At 50.9% G+C, this 16,456-nt stretch carries 16 protein-coding genes; 11 read left to right on the top strand and 5 right to left on the bottom strand.

Annotation, left to right across the window (positions count from 1 at the left end; translation table 11 throughout):
• Window positions 1–108 precede the first annotated feature (108 nt).
• A complete protein-coding gene (fpr, locus tag ACSBQN_RS17785) occupies window positions 109–858 on the top strand; it encodes a ferredoxin--NADP(+) reductase (protein WP_024473654.1) in 750 nt (249 codons plus the stop codon).
• A 34-nt stretch (window positions 859–892) separates the two neighbouring features.
• On the opposite strand, the gene ACSBQN_RS17780 is transcribed toward fpr, so the two are convergent.
• Window positions 893–1,321 carry a DUF805 domain-containing protein gene (locus tag ACSBQN_RS17780; RefSeq protein ID WP_004236619.1) on the bottom strand — a complete coding sequence of 143 codons (429 nt, stop codon included), beginning with the start codon at window positions 1,319–1,321 and terminating at the stop codon, window positions 893–895.
• Between the two features lie 57 nt (window positions 1,322–1,378).
• On the opposite strand from ACSBQN_RS17780, the gene ACSBQN_RS17775 reads away from it, so the two are divergent.
• Window positions 1,379–1,999: a DUF1454 family protein gene (locus tag ACSBQN_RS17775; RefSeq protein WP_024473655.1), complete on the top strand. Its 621-nt coding sequence runs from the start codon at window positions 1,379–1,381 to the stop codon at window positions 1,997–1,999.
• A 133-nt stretch (window positions 2,000–2,132) separates the two neighbouring features.
• A complete protein-coding gene (gene tpiA / locus ACSBQN_RS17770; RefSeq protein WP_004240805.1) occupies window positions 2,133–2,903 on the top strand; it encodes a triose-phosphate isomerase in 771 nt (256 codons plus the stop codon).
• A gap of 229 nt (window positions 2,904–3,132) precedes the next feature.
• Here tpiA and pfkA read toward each other — a convergent pair whose 3' ends face one another.
• Complete coding sequence (pfkA, locus tag ACSBQN_RS17765; protein WP_004240806.1) at window positions 3,133–4,110, bottom strand: 6-phosphofructokinase; 978 nt, start codon at window positions 4,108–4,110, stop codon at window positions 3,133–3,135.
• A gap of 904 nt (window positions 4,111–5,014) precedes the next feature.
• On the opposite strand from pfkA, the gene ACSBQN_RS17760 reads away from it, so the two are divergent.
• Entirely contained in the window at window positions 5,015–7,540 is a 2,526-nt protein-coding gene (locus ACSBQN_RS17760; protein ID WP_354633023.1) for an autotransporter outer membrane beta-barrel domain-containing protein, read from the top strand.
• 313 nt (window positions 7,541–7,853) lie between these two features.
• Entirely contained in the window at window positions 7,854–8,591 is a 738-nt protein-coding gene (locus ACSBQN_RS17755) for a hypothetical protein (protein ID WP_434991791.1), read from the top strand.
• 47 nt (window positions 8,592–8,638) lie between these two features.
• On the opposite strand, the gene ACSBQN_RS17750 is transcribed toward ACSBQN_RS17755, so the two are convergent.
• On the bottom strand, window positions 8,639–8,890 hold the full coding sequence (locus tag ACSBQN_RS17750) for an ogr/Delta-like zinc finger family protein (RefSeq protein ID WP_071997688.1): 252 nt from the start codon (window positions 8,888–8,890) through the stop codon (window positions 8,639–8,641).
• Between the two features lie 50 nt (window positions 8,891–8,940).
• A complete protein-coding gene (locus ACSBQN_RS17745) occupies window positions 8,941–10,065 on the bottom strand; it encodes a phage late control D family protein (protein ID WP_434991790.1) in 1,125 nt (374 codons plus the stop codon).
• A 150-nt stretch (window positions 10,066–10,215) separates the two neighbouring features.
• Here ACSBQN_RS17745 and ACSBQN_RS17740 point away from each other — a divergent pair, with 150 nt between their 5' ends.
• The 6 genes from ACSBQN_RS17740 to ACSBQN_RS17715 all read left to right on the top strand — a co-directional run bounded on the left by ACSBQN_RS17740 (window position 10,216) and on the right by ACSBQN_RS17715 (window position 15,766).
• A complete protein-coding gene (locus tag ACSBQN_RS17740) occupies window positions 10,216–11,406 on the top strand; it encodes a phage tail sheath subtilisin-like domain-containing protein (protein ID WP_434991788.1) in 1,191 nt (396 codons plus the stop codon).
• Between the two features lie 3 nt (window positions 11,407–11,409).
• Entirely contained in the window at window positions 11,410–11,922 is a 513-nt protein-coding gene (locus ACSBQN_RS17735; protein ID WP_434991787.1) for a phage major tail tube protein, read from the top strand.
• Window positions 11,923–11,983: 61 nt separating this feature from the next.
• Window positions 11,984–12,283: a phage tail assembly protein gene (locus tag ACSBQN_RS17730; protein WP_186722621.1), complete on the top strand. Its 300-nt coding sequence runs from the start codon at window positions 11,984–11,986 to the stop codon at window positions 12,281–12,283.
• Window positions 12,280–12,435: a GpE family phage tail protein gene (locus tag ACSBQN_RS17725; RefSeq protein WP_434991794.1), complete on the top strand. Its 156-nt coding sequence runs from the start codon at window positions 12,280–12,282 to the stop codon at window positions 12,433–12,435. The genes ACSBQN_RS17730 and ACSBQN_RS17725 overlap by 4 nt, the downstream gene beginning before the upstream one ends.
• The gene (locus tag ACSBQN_RS17720) at window positions 12,432–15,317 is read left to right on the top strand and encodes a phage tail tape measure protein (RefSeq protein WP_434991785.1); all 2,886 of its coding nucleotides are present in this window, start codon (window positions 12,432–12,434) and stop codon (window positions 15,315–15,317) included. The genes ACSBQN_RS17725 and ACSBQN_RS17720 overlap by 4 nt, the downstream gene beginning before the upstream one ends.
• Before the next feature lie 5 nt (window positions 15,318–15,322).
• The gene (locus ACSBQN_RS17715; RefSeq protein ID WP_049246069.1) at window positions 15,323–15,766 is read left to right on the top strand and encodes a phage tail protein; all 444 of its coding nucleotides are present in this window, start codon (window positions 15,323–15,325) and stop codon (window positions 15,764–15,766) included.
• 36 nt (window positions 15,767–15,802) lie between these two features.
• On the opposite strand, the gene ACSBQN_RS17710 is transcribed toward ACSBQN_RS17715, so the two are convergent.
• A complete protein-coding gene (locus ACSBQN_RS17710) occupies window positions 15,803–16,369 on the bottom strand; it encodes a recombinase family protein (protein WP_218453833.1) in 567 nt (188 codons plus the stop codon).
• Window positions 16,370–16,456: the final 87 nt, after the last annotated feature.

The raw sequence follows: 16,456 nt of genomic DNA, 5'->3' as shown, positions 1-16,456 counted from the left end.
ATGCGACAGGATCCTCTGACGCATTTAATCGATACATTTTTCCCCGTTGGCTTATTACACTGGTTTACATATTAATAACGACCATTCTGCGACTGACGGAGGTTATGCATGTCAAACTGGATCACAGGACGTGTCACACGTATCACACACCATACTGATACCTTATTCAGCCTGCATGTTCAGGCACCTGTCCTTCCCTTTACAGCGGGACAATTCGCCAAACTCGGCCTGGAAATTGACGGCGAACGCACACAGCGCGCTTATTCTTATGTTAATGCACCGGACAATGATGACCTCGAATTTTATCTGGTCACTGTCGGCGACGGTAAACTCAGCCCGCGTCTGGTAACCCTGACCCCGGGAGATGAACTGCTGATCACCGATGAAGCGGCCGGTTTTTTTGTGCTTGATGAAGTACCGGACTGCGACACCCTCTGGATGCTATCCACCGGCACCGCCATCGGCCCGTTTTTATCCATTCTGCAATATGGCAAGGATCTGGAGCGGTTCCGTCATATTGTGCTGGTGCATGCCGTGCGCTATGCCGCCGACCTGAGCTATCTGCCGCTGATGCGGGAACTGCAGAAAAAAATCGGGAGTGACAAACTGCGGATTGTGACTGTTGTCAGCCGGGAGCATGCGGAAGGCTCACTGCATGGCCGGGTACCGGCGCTGATCAGTTCCGGTGAGCTGGAAACCGCCGCCGGATTACCGCTGACCGCCGAAAACAGCCATGTGATGCTGTGCGGTAACCCGGAGATGGTGAAAGACACACAAAATCTGCTGAAAACTGAGCGGGAGATGCGCAAACACCTGCGCCGCAAACCCGGCCATATCACCAGCGAGCAATACTGGTGATACCCTGACAGCGGGTGCGCCCGCTGTCTCTGCCTCAGTGGCTGTCGATTTTATCCACCGGCTGTGTGCTCTCCCCGAAGCGGTTGCCCTCATCAAGACTTTTAAACACACCGCAGTCGAGCACCATTATCATCACGATAAAAATCGGCAGAAAACGCCCCAGTCCCCACTGCCAGAAATCACCGGCGAGGCTCCAGTCCGGCGTGGTCAGTGCCCACGCCATCACCAGCATTAACGCCCAGCCGCCGCGCTTGTTGCGGTCATGCAGGCGTTTGGTAAAAATCGCGGCGGCGGGATACATCACCATCAGCACCGGCACCATAATCACTTCAACAGGCAGCTTAAACAGCCCCTGTAATGACATCAGGAGAAACAGCACTGCGCCGCACACGCCGATCCCCGCCCAGAATGCTTTGCGGCCGATCCGCCCGTGAAACGAAAACGCCCATTGTTGTAGTGTCATTTCTCTTTCCTAATCGTGTACACTGGTTATATTGCAGACGGACCACAGGGAGTCGCTATGAACGCAGTCAAAAAAACCGCACTGGCCGCCCTGACAGCGGGATGCACGCTGCTGCCCGTTACACCGGCTGCGGCCGGTGACGCGGTGCTGATCCCCATCCCCTGCCCGCCGGAAACACTCTGGCTTCAGGCGGATGCCCCTGCTTTCGGCATCACCATCCCCGTTATGCGCGAACAGTTTAACCGCAACAACCCGTCGCTGCCATTACGGGAATACAAAGTCGTGGCCTCAAACGACATTACCGCCAGCTATCTGCGGGCGGCAACCCGCATCAGCCCTTATATTTACTCTTCCGCCATCCTTGAGCGCGACAGTGAAAAAATCAAAAGTCTTCAGCTGACACTGCTGCCCGGCGCGGACAGTGCAGCGGAAAAAACCAACCGCGCCCTGATGCTGGCCTATATTAAGGCACTGATTATTCAGTTCGAACCGACACTCAATAAAAGCAATATTGATGCCGCCCTGAGCCGGGCACTGGCAACGGATTTCAAAACCGGCACTTACGCCTCTCAATTCGGTGCATTACGCTATCTTCTGGTAGTTGATGACAAAAATGGGGTAACTTTCGCTATTGAACCGATTAAGCTTTCGCTATCTAATAGTGATACGGCACAGTAAACAGTGGCCGAAAAGCAAAGCTATTTCGCGCCGCTTTCACTATACTGTCTCTCTGTTTGCCTGTTCGCCGCTCTGCGCGGACAATGGTAATAAAGCTTAAGTCATTTAACTCATTCCGGCAGGAGGAAATACAATGCGACATCCCTTAGTCATGGGTAACTGGAAGCTGAACGGCAGCAGTAAAATGGTTTATGAGCTGATCACCGCTCTGCGTCATGAAATCGGCAATGTCACCGGATGTGATGTTGCGATCGCACCACCGGCAATTTATCTCTCTCAGGCCAAACAGGTTCTGGCGGGCTCCTCCATTGTACTGGGTGCCCAGGATACCGGTCTGAATCTCTCCGGTGCGTTCACCGGCGAAACTTCCCCTGAAATGCTGAAAGACATCGGCGCACAATACATCATTATCGGCCACTCCGAGCGCCGCACTTACCACGGTGAGAGTGATGAATTAGTGGCAGAGAAATTCGCGATCCTGAAAAAACTGGGTCTGACCCCGGTACTGTGCATCGGTGAATCCGAAGCAGAAAATGAAGCGGGTAAAACCGAAGAAGTCTGCGCACGTCAGATTGATGCGGTTCTGAACACTCAGGGTGCAGATGCATTCCTCGGCGCCGTCATCGCGTATGAGCCAATCTGGGCTATCGGTACCGGCAAATCTGCCACGCCTGCCCAGGCACAGGCAGTGCACAAATTTATCCGCAGCCATATCGCGAAGAAAGATGCGAAAGTGGCAGAGCAGGTTATTATCCAGTACGGCGGTTCTGTAAATGATAAAAACGCCGCAGAGCTGTTTACCCAGCCGGATATCGACGGTGCATTAGTCGGCGGCGCATCACTGAAAGCAGATGCTTTCGCCGTGATCGTCAAAGCCGCAGCGGCAGCCAAAGCTGCAAAATAATCTCCGGGCTCCGGACAGCAAAAAGCGGCGAAATCGCCGCTTCTTTTTATTCTGATTAATCCCAAATTGAGTCATCAGGTATTATCTTGAAAAATTCACGCAATCCTCTGAATCATTCAGTCTGTGGCAAGGCGGCAAAATGAAGAGTCCGGGGAGCATACATCAAGTATGTGACCCGGGCGATGAATGAAGCCAACACCGCCACAGGCTGAAGGATGACGAGGATTTTTTAGTAGAGTTTCTTCGCGGTCTCATACCAGTCTTTCTTAAACACCCGCTTCATATTCATCACCGCATCAATAATATCGTGATGAACCAGTTTTTCATTCTGGATCCCGACACAGCGGCCGCCGTAACCTTCCAGCAGTAACTGAATAGAATAAGCGCCCATGCGGGATGCCAGGATACGGTCATACGCCACCGGCGAGCCGCCGCGCTGGATATGCCCCAGTACCGTTGCACGGGTTTCGTGATGTGTTGTCGCCTCTATCTGCCGCGCCAGTTCATACACGTCGGTGACATGTTCGGTGATCGCCACAATCGCATGGCGTTTGCCTTTATCAATCCCGGCTTTGATTTCTGCAATCAGCTCATCACTGCTGTATTCCACTTCGTTCGGCGGCAGAACGATAAATTCACAGCCCCCGGCAATGGCAGCGGACAGTGTCAGGTCACCGCAATAGCGGCCCATCACTTCCACAATAGAGATACGTTTGTGAGATGTGGAGGTATCCCGCAGGCGGTCAATAGCTTCAACCACGGTTTCCAGCGCGGTAAAATAGCCGATGGTGTAGTCGGTTCCCGCCACGTCATTATCGATAGTCCCCGGCAGGCCGATACACGGGAAACCCGCTTCGGTCAGTTTTTTGGCACCGAGATAAGAACCGTCCCCGCCGATAACCACCAGCGCATCGATGCCATTTTTGCGCAAATTTTCAATCGCGGTTTCCCGCACTTTGTCATCACGGAATTCCGGGAAACGCGCCGACCCGAGGAAGGTACCGCCACGGTTGATCACATCAGAGACACTGAAGCGGTCGAGCTGTTTCATCCGGTTTTCATACAGGCCGAGATAGCCGTCATAAATCCCGATAACTTCCAGCCCTTCTGACAGCGCAGCGCGGACAACGCCACGGATTGCAGCATTCATGCCCGGCGCATCACCGCCGCTTGTCAGCACACCGATTCGTTTGATCTTCTTGCTCATGATGACCTCTGATTTGCAGATGTAATATGTGTAAATCTGAAAAACCTGAGCGGCATGTTATCACGCTTCCCCGGTCAGGCTTCGGGAATTCACTGCTGTAACGCATTGCTGAATTGATTCACCTAATCCTATAGTAAGATAAGGTTTAGCCGGATGCACCTATCTTTGCGGATTTTTTTGTCATTTTGAGACACCGGAAACACAGGCCTGTCATAACCGCAGGATTACTCAGCATACCCGTTAAGGATACCTGAAAAACAGAAAATAATTAGCGGATATGAAACATTTTTTTCACAAATAATGCGTTACCGGAAAAGCAGGGGTCAAAGGCAGGATCTGAAATAAAAGGCATATCCGGGAAAGAATATATATCCGGATTTACCGCACATTATGTAATTAATAAAAACAAAACGTAAGAAATTATGTCATTACTCACATCGTGACATAAATAATGCAATAGAAGTTTATATAATATTTTTTTGCAATTGTTGAATATAATTTATGACCGGATTTAAAAAACAGACATCCGTAATATTTTGTCATACTAAATTAATATTTATTACATCACCGCTATTACGCATGTCGCGGGTATATCCATTACCCCTGATAAATCAAATATGGAACTTAAGCAAGAAAAATAACCCAAAAACAGACAATATCAGAATTTTACTCCAACCAAAGAAATAAAAAAACCATCAGATTAACTTCATTCATAATGTGTATTAAGATTCATTACCATCAGTTAATTTTAAAAAATCACTTAAATATGCATTTTTGCTCCCATTGATTAAACAAACCTTAAATAAGATACTCATCTCATAAATAAAATTTACGCCTTTTAAATTTACCATTTCCGTCTGATGAAATGGCTTTCGTTATATATACCGACACCAGGGAATAACTAATGAAAACAAAAAAGAAAATCTTACACCTCGCTATTCTGTCCGTTATTTTCAGCACAGCACCTTCATTGGTTATGGCTGAAACATTCTGTGGTGACAGAGGCAGTATTACTTACGGCGGGAGCTCAACACTGACCGGAGAACTCACCGCGGACCAGTGCTATGAGGTTGGCGCATCGGTTATCGGCGATCCCGCAGACTATATCGGGATCGCAAAAGATCTGACCCTGCTGAGCGGCAGTAAACTCAGTGTACTCGGCCTGTTTGAGGATTCTCAGGTTCAGGGCGGCGCTGAAGTCTGGATTGATAAAACAACCCATATTGCCTGGGACGGGTATCACACCGGTTTTCCGGCCACCGGCAACCGTATTGATATTCAGAGCGGCGGATTAATTCGTGTTCTGGATGGCGGAACATTAAAAGATTCCGTACTCAACGGCGGAACCGTCTATGTCAGTAATACCGGTAAAGCAGATGACCCGGGTCAGTCTGTAAATAATACCGTCAACAGCGGCGGGAAATTATTTATTTACCTGGGCGGGGAATCAACCGGTACACAGGTTAATGACGGCGGTTATGAATATGTCCAGCAGGACGGTAAATCCCTGAATACGGTCGTGAATAACGGCGGTGCCCAGATGCTGAAATCCGGAGGATTTGCAGACAGCACCATTATTAATGACGGCGGATTACAGCAACTGCACGGCAAGGGTTTTGCCGATAATACCCTCGTGAACGCCGGAGCACGGCAATATGTGGTTGATGATTCCAAAGCAACCAATACAACTGTTGACGGCGGCCAGCAATATATTTTCAGTCAGAATGCCGCCGCAGCTGCCGGTATTGCGGAATTTAACCTGGTAAAAAATGGCGGCGCCCAGATAATCAAAGGTGGCGGACAAGCCATTAATAACGAATTATATGACACCGCCGTACAAAGTATTTACAGCGGCTCCTCCGCGACAGATACCACACTGAATGATCGCGCCAAAAGCTGGCTGGCGGCAGGGGCACAGCTCCTCGGCGTCACTACGGTTAATCAGCAGTCGCAGGTACAGCTGACGGCCGGTTCAGAAGACAGACTGGCTGCGGATGCCGGGGCTTATGCGGAAAATGTCATCTTATCCGGCCCGGACAGCACTCTGCTGGTGATCACCGGTGATACCGGGAATGCCGCCTTTGCCGGTTCGCTCAGCGGACAGGGCCAGGTCCGGTTTGTTGCACCGGTCAACGCCGGGTACAGCCATCTGACCATTGATAATCTCTCCGGCAGCCAGACATTTTATATGAACACAGCCATTGCGGAGCAACAAGGTGATTACCTCACCATCCGTAACGGCAGTGGCGAGCATGCTCTGAATGTACAGGATTCCGGGGCTGAAATTACCCGTCCGGATGAATCACGTCTTGATTTAATCACGGACGAAAGCAGCAATGCACAGTTCCGTCTGAGCGCCCTCGACGGTACCAATATCAATGCGGTGGACGGCGGGACCTATATGTACTCGCTCTATCAGCGTGATGAGCAGGACGGCAAAATCTGGTATCTGGCGGCTCAGAAAGACGAGCCGGGCGAGCCTGAAAAGCCGGTTCCGCCGGTCGTACCTGAGGATAAAACCACACCATCCACCGATGCGGTGTTATCCATGGCTGCCGCGCCGCAGCTGATTTTTAATCACGAACTCGACAATCTGCGGTTCCGCCGCGGCGAATTACGGGATAATCAGGGCGATGCGGGGGTCTGGGTGCGTCTGACCGGCGACAGAACCCGCGCAGGTACCGGACACACACACTTTAAACTGAATCAGGCCGGTTTTGAGCTGGGTGCGGATAAATCTGTCCCGCTGGAAAACGGCAAATTATGGCTCGGCGTCTTTACCGGCTATAACGATGTCAAACTGAAGCATCAGCGCGGCGGCGAAAGCAGCATCGACAGTATTACTGCCGGTGGTTACGCCACCTGGTTCTCGGATAACGGCTGGTATCTCGATGGTGTGCTGAAATATAACCATTTCAATAATGAGTTACGCGCGGTTTCCACCAACCGCAGCAGCATCCGCGGGGATTATTCACAGAATGCCTACGGCGCATCCGCAGAAGCCGGTTACTCCTTTGATCTGCCGGAAGCCTTCTGGGCGGAACCGTATGCCCGCCTGAGCTATATGCGTGCGGACAGCAAATCAGTTCACCTGAACAATAATATGCAGGCAAAACTGGACGCACAGCAGTCCCTGCAATCCGAACTCGGCCTGCACGCGGGTAAAGATTTCACTCTGAACAATCAGGTGATCATCACCCCTTACGCCACACTGGCCTGGCAGCATGAGTTTATCAGCAATAATGATGTGACCATTAACCAGCGCAATACGTTTGACACCGATTTCTCCGGCGACAGCCTGAAAGCCGGCGGCGGGTTAACTGTCCGTTTCACGCCGCAGATTCAGGCGTATGCGGAAATCGATTACCGCAAAGGCGACAAAACAGAATCGCCGCTGCACGGCAATATCGGCGTGCGCTACAACTTTTAATTTCCCGTTGTGATTCAGTTACGGCGGCCGCAAGGCCGCTTTTTTTATCTGCGGAATCTCCGGTGCCAAAAAACAGGCAAAAAAAAGCCCCTCGAGAGGGGCTGTAAAAGACAGGGATGGTGTTCAGTTTTTACTCTTAACCCATTGAAATATATAAGTGTAAATTACTGAACGTCCACATACTGTCCACTATCGACCATTATTGACCACGTACCACAAAAGCCCCTGTACCCGGGGGCTTTACTTTATCTCTTCCTGCCTGTTCAATGTACCGACTCTGATTGTTTAACTTTACTTAACCGATGGTGACTCTATGGAAGATATTATTTTCTTGATTGCGGTTGTCTCTTTCCTGGCTTTTGTTATTGGAATGATCAAACCACAGGCCGTTAAAATGCCCGGTAGAGGCAAGGCTGCTTTGGTTTATCTTGGCGCGTTTCTGGTTTTTGCCGTCATTGGCTCGCAGTTATCTCCCGATAAAAAAGAAGAAAAACAGGCGCAGCAAAACGAAACAGCAGCAGTAACCAATAACCCCGAAATCCCTGCATTCAAATACCCGCGTATGACACTGAAAGAATACCGCAATGAGGCTCAGGCGACCCGGCAGGATATTGTTAAAAACTACCTGGCAAGTGTGCCGTTCGATGGTTCTCACTTCGATATTTTTTATAGCTGCCTCAGTCAAATGAGTTACACGAAAAATACAGATCTGACATTGGCCGAGGTTCTCGGCTGGTGTAAAGCTGACTTTGACCGTTCTGTCAGCGCACTGAATGACCGTGTTAACCTGGATAACTTCGTATCTAAATTTTCTTCTTTTGACGGTTCTTACCGGCCATTAGAAAAACAGATTAAAAATGATATGAATGATAGCCGCAGCTATTCCCACGAATCGACAACCTACCGAATGGATCTCAGCGCAAAACCGCCGGTTGCCACAGTCATAACAACCTTTACCGGGAAGAATCAATATAACGCTACCGTAAAACAGAGAGCCGTGGCAAAAGTTGATATCATCACAGGGGATATTATTTCTTTCGACTACGAATAATATTTAAACCAGATATGCGAAGCCCCTCAAATTGAGGGGCTTTATTTTTACATCGGCAATACTAATTGATTTTCGCCGTAATGGCTTTTCGGAAACGCATTCTCCGGCAGGCGAAACCCTGTCGGCAGTGGCTGTGGGGCGGGCTTTGTTAAATACCGTTCGACGCTTGTCAGGGTGGTAAAAGTACAGCCACACAGTATATTTTGACACTGGTGATAGCTGCGTTTCGTTTCTTCAGTTACCGGCTCGCTGGTGCGAGTCCAGGATGCGGCGCCGCATTTTGGACAATTAAACGCCATTGTAAAACCTTGGTTCGGGGGTTTGCCTGTTCCAATTATATCACGTTAAATTAGTTGTCTGAATTATCACCATCCACCATATTGTCATTATCAATTTTAAGCTCTAATTCAAGCTGTGTCTGAAAGCCCCCCTCACCTATCTGATGCACCACCCGGGCAATAATCCATTTGTGATTATCAATCACCGATTTAAATCCGCTTACGGTGGCTGGCATTTCCGGAAACAGGTCTGCCCGGCCACGCGCCAGCGTGATAGAAAACTCCGCCGCCCCGCGTTGCAGTTTAAGCCACTTTGCCGCCGCAGCCCGTTTTGCCGCTGTCTCGGTTTTAAAGGTCTGACGCATCACAAAAACGTTACCCTCTGCCCCTTCCAGATATTCACCCTCTTTACTGCTTGATTTTTCTTTCTTTTCTTTTTTGGGCTTTTTACTTTTACGTTTCTTCCGCTTCACGCTGGTTTCCGGTTTTTTCCCGAAGTTGAGATCCAGCCAGTTCGCCTTTACGCCGGTGTAAGCGTCCCGGTCAGCCACGCGGAAGCTGTGCTTATCGCCGCTGTCACGGGTGATCACGATTTCCGGTATCGGCTTGCCGCTGGCTGACAGCCCCCGGTTCGGGATGATAAACAACAGGTTCCCGTTTTTGATAGTCGCAATAGCGCCCAGCATTTCCGCCATGCGTGACAGGAAACTGATATCGCTCTCATTAGTCTGGTCAGCGTGGTCTATTTCAATATCAATCAGTTGTCGGCTGACTGCCGGCGTCAGGTTGTAGCGTCCGGCAATAGCACTGACCACCTTACCGACAGTGATATCGTGCCAGCTGTATTCGCGCTTAACGTTGAAGTCCTGCCGGAAATCCGCAGACCGCGCTGTAACAATTAACTGGTCAGGTGGCCCGGAGTGACTCACCTCATCAACAGTGAAAATACCTTTATGCGTCAGTTGTTCACCGCGCCAGCCGATAGCGACACTGACCTCAACCCCGCGCGGCGGCAGCTCTATTTTTCCGTCAGTATCATCAATGGTGATTTCCAGCGTGTCAGCTTCAAAGCCCCGGTTGTCCGTCAGAGTCAGTCCCATCATGCGCCCGTTCAGGCTTAACACCTGCTTTCCGCCGATAGTGATATCAAAGGCCGGTTGTTTTACCAGTTCCGGATCAAAATATTGTTCGAACATGCGCCCCCCTTATGCGGACACTTTCCCACATCGCGCGCGCGTGGCTGTACCGCTTTTGCTTGTCACACTGATATCACAAGTGAAAGCGCATGATTTAGCAGGGTTTTATCATGACAATAGCGTTACTTCTTTTTTTTGTGAGGCTGAATTATGACTTATCATCACGGCGTGGAAGTCAACGAGACAACCAAACTCACCACCCTGATCCGCAATTTAAACACCTCAACAATCGGTGTTGTCTGCACGGGTGATGATGCTGATGCGGAACAATTTCCGCTTAATGAGCCGGTGCTGATTACCCGCATTATTTCCGTTATCGGGAAAGCAGGTAAAACCGGCACCCTGTATAAAACCCTGAAAGCCATTTCTGACCAGTGCAGCCCGAAAGTGATTGTGATTCGTGTGGCAGATGCGGCCAATATCCAGCCCAAAGAGGGCGAGACAGCCAAAACTCAGGATCAGCTTGTTATCGGCGGTAATGGTGCTGATGGTCGCTACACAGGAATGTTTGCGCTGCTGACGGCAAAAACCAAAACAGACGAACACCCGCGCATTCTGATAGTGCCGGAACTCGATACAAAGCCGGTAGCGCTGCAACTGGCAATTATTGCTGAAAAGCTGAAAGCCTTTGCTTATGTGTCCGCCAACGGCTGCACCACGATTGCCGAAGCGAAAGAGTACCGCAAGGATCTGAGTCAGCGTGAAGTCATGGTGATTTACCCGGACTTTATCGGCTACAACATACAGACCGGAAAAAACGAAATTATCCCTGCACCTGCGATTGCAGCCGGATTGCGTGCCCGTATTGATGAAGAACAGGGCTGGCATAAATCGTTATCAAACGTCCCCGTTAATGGTGTGGTCGGCATTTCTGCTGATGTGTACTGGTCATTGCAGGATAAAGATACCGATTCTAATGACCTGAACGAAAAAGGCATTACCACCCTGATCAAAAATAAAGGGTTCCGCTTCTGGGGCAACCGGACGTGTGACGAAGAAACCTATTTCTTTGAAGTATTCACCCGTACCGCACAGACTCTGGCTGAAATGATTGCTGAGGCGCATTTCTCTTACAACGATAAGCCGCTTACACCGTCACTGGTCAAAGATGTTATCGCCGGTATCCAGCAGAAAGGGGATCAACTGGTCACACAGGGACGCCTGCTTGGTTTCCATTGCTGGTATGACCCGGCGGATAACCCGCGCACGCAGTTAATTGATGGTCACGCGATCATCAAATACAAATACACCCCGGTGCCACCACTGGAACGCCTCGGACTGGTGCAAACATTCACCGATGATTATTTTGCGGTGTTCGATCAATTAGGTTCAGGAGCGTAAATCATGGGAATGCCTAAAAAACTCTTTATGTTTGACCTGTTTATTAACGGTCAAACCTACCTTGGACAAGTAGAAGAGGTTACGCCACCTAAACTGACGATGAAAACCGAAGATTATCAGGGTGGCGGAATGCTCGGTGCCGTGGCGGTCAATCTCGGCTTTGATGCCGGGGCGCTCGACATGGATGTCGCAATGGGTGGCCTGAATGTCGAACTTATCAAACAGTGGGGCGGCACGATTGACGGTACACAGTACCGCTTTGCCGGTTCCTACTATGACGATGCAACCGGTGAAACAACCGCGTATGAGATCCAGACACGCGGACGTTTTAACGAACTTGACCAGGGCACCGCCAAGGCCGGGGACAACACCCAGCATAAATACACGCTGAAAAATACCTACGTCAAAATTACTGCTGATGGTGAGGACATTTTCGAGCTGGATTTAATCAACATGAAATGGATCGTTAACGGCGTTGACCGACTGGCAGAACACCGCGCCAATATCGGCCATTAATTTTACCCGCAGCGTCACGCCGTGGCGCTGATTACAACGCTTATTCACAGGAACTATCGCTATGTCTATTGTTAAATTTAAATGCCCTGTCTCTCTGAAAAATGGCAAAACAATCACCGAAGTTACGATTACTGAAGCCATGCGTCAGGCCGGAACCCTGCGCGGCCTGAAAATGTGGGAAGTCGCCACCGGAGATGTGAACTCTATGATCACTCTGCTGCCGCGTGTGACACAGCCGCGCCTGTCTGAACAGGAAATTTCTGAAATGCCGGTTGAGTGTTTTTATCAGTTGATTAACGAGGTGGCGCTTTTTTTAGCACCGAGTTCCCCGGACGACGAGATCCGCGAACCGGAAGAATAATCACCAAAATACCCACCACGGATATTGATGACCTGATCGCCGATATCGCCGTGGTGTTCCACTGGCCGCCGTCCGCTTATGACGAAATGACAATTTCAGAGTTACTTAAGTGGCACGACCTTGCGGCGGCACGCACAGGACAGGACGAATGACAGATCGCAATCTCAGCATTCGGGTAGCACTTAACGCCGTCAATAACTTTACCTCACCGGTGAGTGCTGCACAGCGCAGCGCCGCCGGTTTCGCCTCTCAGATAAAAGCCACTCAGAACAATATCAGAAATCTGGCCGGTCAGGCGGCAACGTTTGATCGGTTATCTCAGTCTGTCAGACGCAATACCACGGCTTACGAAGAGGCAAAGGCAAAAGTTCAGGCTCTGCGCGACAGCTACCCGGCATTAAATCAGCGCACTGAAGAACAAAAACGCGCACTGGAACAGGCACGGCAGGCGCGTGACCGCCTTGGCCGTTCTCTCGACAGTGAAAAGCAAAAGCTACAGGCTGCGGCGGCGCAGCTGTACCGGCACGGTATATCTGTCCGGAACAGCGATAACGCCACAGCACAAATCACCCGGCGCACCGAAGCCTATAACCGGCAGCTTGAGGCACAACGCCAGCGGCTGGCATCCGTTACCCGGGCACAGGCGCAGTACGAAAAAGCAAAACAACTGAGCGGCAAAATGGCAATGGGCGGTGCAGCTGCCGCTGCTGCCGGTGGCGGCGCTCTGTATGCCGCATCCCGCGTCATGGCTCCCGGTCGTGATTTTGATGAAGGCATGTCCGGCGTTCAGGCTCTGACCCGCCTGGATAAAAGCGATCCGCGCCTGAAGATGCTGCGTGACCAGGCGCGGGAACTCGGCGCAAGTACCGCATACACGGCAACCGATGCGGCATCCGGTCAGAAGTTTCTCGCAATGGCCGGTTTCACGCCGGAAGCCATTAAAGCGGCACTGCCCGGTATTTTAAACATGGGTCTGGCCGGAGATATGGATCTCGGTGAGGCTTCAGATATCGGTTCAAACGTCCTGACTCAGTTCAGGATGGATGCTGACCAGATGAACCGCGTCTCTGACGTTCTGACCGCCACCTTTACCCGCAGTAACACCGATTTACGGATGCTCGGCGAAACGATGACTTATGCCGGACCCGTTGCCGCACAGCTCGGGGTCAGTCTGGAAAGTATGGCCGCTATGGCCGGTACGATGGCCGATAACGGGATCCGCGGTTCAATGGCAGGTACGTCACTGCGTGCCGGTTTATCCCGCCTTGTTGCCCCTGTCGGCAAAGGTCAAAAGGCAATGGAGCAGCTCGGCGTATCAATCAAGGACTCTAACGGCCAGCTGCGGGATGCCGGGGATATCCTGAAGGATGTCGGCAAGGCACTGAAGCAATTCGACCAGGCAAGCCAGATCCGGATTAAAAAGGAGATATTCGGCGAGGAAGCAATGGTCGGCATGGGTGCCGTTATCGACGCTACCGGAAACGGCCGTTATGACGAACTCAAAAAAGCCAACGAAAACAGCGGCGGCGAAGCGGATAAAAACGCCAAAGTCAAAATTGACAACCTGAAAGGGGATTTGAAGCAACTGCAATCTGCCTGGGAAGACCTCGGCATTCAGATGCAGGAAAGCGTTGATTCCCCGCTGCGTAATCTGGCACAAGGTATTACCAATGTAATCAGCAGCATTGGTAACTGGATGAAAACACATCCTGAATTATCCGCTGCGCTGATTAAAGCCGGTCTGATTATTGCCACCGTAACCGCCGCTCTCGGCACACTGGCCGCAGGTGCTGCCGCTGTTATGCTGCCGTTTGCAGCTATGCGCCTGAGTCTTTCTCTGCTAACCGGTGGTCAGGGATTGATGGGGGCGGTTGGCGCATTCGGTAAGCTTTTTAACGTGATAAAACTCGGTGCATCAATGGCATCCGGTGCCCTTTCGCTGTTAATGAGTCCTGTCGGGCTTGTCGTCGCTGCTGTCGTTGGTGCGGCGCTGCTGATTTATAAATACTGGGATCACGTAAAAGCCTTTTTCGGCGGGTTCTTCGAAGGCCTGATGACTGCCCTTGCCCCGCTCGGTGAGGCATTCAGCGCGGTATTCGGCGGTTTGGCACCGGTTTTTGATGGTATCTGGACGGCGATCAAAAAGGTGTGGGAATGGCTTTCAGAGCTGTTTACGCCGATTAAAGCTTCTGATGAGGCACTACAGGCCTGTACGTCTGCCGGTAAAATATTTGGTGAAGTTGTTGGTATCGCTATCCGCTCTCTGCTTGCCCCGATTGAAATTGTTGCCAGGGGGATCGGCTGGATTCTGGAAAAACTCGGAATGGCGCCAAAAGCCGCCGAGGATGCCATAAATAAAATCAACAAAATGAAGCCCGTTGAACTCTCCGCCGAGGATGCCGCGAAGCTGAAAGGTCAGGGCGAAAAAGTCATGAGCCTGCTCACGCCTAAATGGAAACTGCCGAAAGGTGCCAGTGACTTTATCGACGGTGCGGGGAAAAAGGTTTCAGACGTTGCCGGGAAAGCGAAGGAGAAATTAACCGGCGCGTGGGATGAAGCCATTAAAGAAGCGGAAAAAAAGAACAAACAGAAGGAAGCCACAGAAGCCGCTTACGGCTCACGGGTGTATGACCCGACCGCGAAGAAAGACAAAGACGGTTCCGGCTTCAGCAGCCCGTCAGACAAGGCGGCGAAAGACCCGAATAAACTCGGTGAAATCGTCTTTAAAAATTACCCGGCAATTAAAGCAGTGGACGGACTGTATCAGGATCCGTCTGTGCGTTCTCCGTCTGCCTTTAAGCGCGTACCGACTCCGGATATTGCCGCGTCAGACTTCACTCCGGCAAAAATGGAAATGCAGCGCCCGGCTGCACGGCAGGACATTAAACAGGAAGGAGATAAAATTGAGCTGCATTTTCATGGCGTGGATATGGCAAACGCGAAAAGTATCGCGGCACTGGTACGGCAGGAACTGGAAAAACTGAAACGCTCTCAGGACAGCCGCCGCCGGTCACAACTCACTGATATAGGGTAACCGCTATGATGATGATTTACGGTATGTTTGTTTTTATGCTGGAAACCATACCTTACCAGAACTTACAGCGATCAATGAGCTGGCGCTATGCCAAAAATGACCGTGTCGGCCGTTCCGCAAGCTGGCAGTATATCGGAGCGGGTGAGGATAAGATTACCCTGAACGGTGTGCTGCTGCCGGAAGTGACCGGCGGTGATATCTCACTGGAACTTCTGCGCACTGCCGCCTATCGCGGACGGCCTTACCCTCTGATTGAGGGTACCGGCATGATTTACGGTATGTACATCATGGACGGCCTGAACGAAGGCCGGGCTGAGTTCTTTTCAGACGGTAAAGCCAAGCGGATAGAATTCAGTATTTCTCTTGTGAAAGCCAGTGAGGATCTACGCGAACGGCTGGCCGAGATGGAGTTCAGCGATTTGATGGATATGTTGCCGGTGTCGTTATAAACACAGCAAGGGGTGAAATAACTTTCACCCCCTTTTTTATTTTCTCTTCTGCCTTTCAGCCGGAAAATACCGGTAAATCGTCGATACCCCCACTCCATAAATAATCGCCAACTGCTGCCGGGAATGCCCCTTATCCAGCAGGCGGCCGATTTGCTCCCGATCATTCTGTGTCAGTGCCGCCGGTCGTCCTCCGACCCTGCCCTGTTCTCTCGCTGCGGCCAATCCTGCCAACGTGCGCTCTACTATCAGCTCGCGTTCCATTTCTGCCAGTGCTGACATGACGTGAAAGAAAAAACGCCCCATCGCGGTGCTGGTGTCGATACTGTCCGTCAGTGACCGGAAGTGTGCGCCGCGTTCGTGCAGATCAGATATCAGGGCTATCAGGTTTTTGACACTGCGCCCGAGCCTGTCCAGTTTCCATACTGCTAGCGTATCGCCCGGCTGAATGGCCTTTAATGCCCGTTTCAGTCCCGGCCTGACGGCGGTTTTACCGCTCATTTTGTCCTCAAAAATCTGGTCGCAATTTATGCTGATGAGCGCGTTTCGCTGTAAATCGCTGTTTTGGTCAGTTGTTGATACGCGGATATAGCCGATGACCGCCATTGTTTTCCCTCATGTTTGCTGTAATGACGGGATTATTACGGATTTATCCGGTTATGGCTGCATTCCCGGAAACCTTGGTTTAGGAGA

This window comes from Morganella sp. B601 (assembly GCF_051172335.1).
Classification (GTDB): Bacteria; Pseudomonadota; Gammaproteobacteria; order Enterobacterales; family Enterobacteriaceae; genus Morganella; species Morganella morganii.
This window is presented reverse-complemented; position numbering and strand designations above follow the sequence as displayed.